The 1,491-nt window shown below is 66.6% G+C and carries 1 protein-coding gene and 1 pseudogene; both read left to right on the top strand.

The genetic code is table 11. The features are described from left to right. Nucleotides 1-910, top strand: a 910-nt coding sequence (locus ACIRQP_RS42435; protein WP_403900833.1) for a potassium-transporting ATPase subunit KdpA, incomplete at its 5' end; no start/stop codon positions are given. Next, nucleotides 907-1,491 (top strand): annotated as a pseudogene (locus ACIRQP_RS42430) (potassium-transporting ATPase subunit B); the annotation flags it as partial. The gene ACIRQP_RS42435 and the pseudogene ACIRQP_RS42430, both read left to right, overlap by 4 nt.

The following is a 1,491-nucleotide window of genomic DNA, read 5'->3' as shown; positions in this document are numbered from 1 at the left end:
GTTCGAGATCTTCCTGATCCTGGTCATCCCGTTCGCGCTGACCCGCACCTTCGGGCGGATGGTCGGCAGCCTCCGGCAGGGCTACGCGATCCTCGGCACGATGGCGACGATCTGGCTCGGCTTCACCGCGCTGATGATGTGGGCCGAGTTCCACCACGGCGGCCCGGCGTTCGACATCGCCGGCGGTGCGATGGAGGGCAAGGAGACCCGCTTCGGGATCGGCGGCTCGTCGATCTTCGCGGTGGCCACCACCCTCACCTCGACCGGTGCGGTCAACTCCTTCCACTCCTCCTTCACCGGGTTTGGCGGCGGCATCACGATGCTGGGCATGCAACTCGGTGAGATCGCGCCCGGTGGTGTGGGCTCCGGCCTCTACGGCATGCTGATCATGGCGATCATCGCGGTGTTCATCGCCGGGCTGATGGTCGGCCGTACGCCCGAGTATCTGGGCAAGAAGATCGGCACCCGCCAGATCAAGTTCGCCGCCTCCTACATCCTGATCACCCCGGCTCTGGTCCTGTGCTTCACCGCCGTAGCGATGGCACTGGACACACCGTCGAACTCGATGACCAACTCCGGTGCGCATGGATTCTCCGAGATCCTGTACGCGTACACCTCGGGCGCCAACAACAACGGCTCCGCCTTCGCCGGCCTGAACGCCGACACACAGTGGTTCAACAGCACTATCGGTATCGCGATGCTGCTCGGCCGTTTCCTGCCCATGGTGTTCGTCCTCGCGCTGGCCGGCTCACTGGCCGAACAGAAACCGGTCCCGGCGACCGTGGGCACTCTGCGGACCGAGAAGCCGCTCTTCACCGGGCTGCTGGTCGGCACGATCATGATCGTCGCCGGTCTGACCTACTTCCCGGCGCTGGCGCTGGGGCCGCTGGCCGAGGGGCTGGCGTCATGACCATCTACACAAGGAAGCAAGAGGAGCCCGGCTCCATGTCCACTGCCACTCCGACCCGGGCGCCGCACGCGGACGTACCCACGGGTCACAAGCCCGATGGGGAGCGTGTCGGTGCGGGGTTGTTCGACCCCAAGCAACTGATCCGGTCTTTCCCGGACGCGGTGAGAAAGCTCGATCCGCGGGTGATGATCAAGTCTCCCGTCATGTTCGTCGTGCTCGTCGGATCGGTGCTCACCACGATCTTCGCCTTCAAGGACCCGACGGACTGGTTCGGCTGGGCGATCGCGGCCTGGCTGTGGCTGACGACGATCTTCGCGAACCTCGCGGAGGCGGTCGCCGAGGGGCGTGGCAAGGCGCAGGCCGACACCCTGCGCAGGGCCAAGACCGACTCGGTGGCGCGGCGCCTCATCGGTACGAACGAGGAGCGCGTACCCGGCACCGCCCTGCGCGTCGGTGATCTGGTCGTCTGCGAGGCCGGCGACATCGTCCCCGGCGACGGTGATGTGGTCGAAGGCGTCGCTTCCGTCGACGAGTCGGCCATCACCGGTGAATCGGCGCCCGTCATCAGGGAGTCGGGCGGC

It is taken from the genome of Streptomyces sp. NPDC102274 (assembly GCF_044766385.1).
GTDB lineage: Bacteria > Actinomycetota > Actinomycetes > Streptomycetales > Streptomycetaceae > Streptomyces.
The sequence above is the reverse complement of the archived record's forward strand: the minus strand, read 5'-3'. Positions and strand labels throughout refer to the sequence as shown.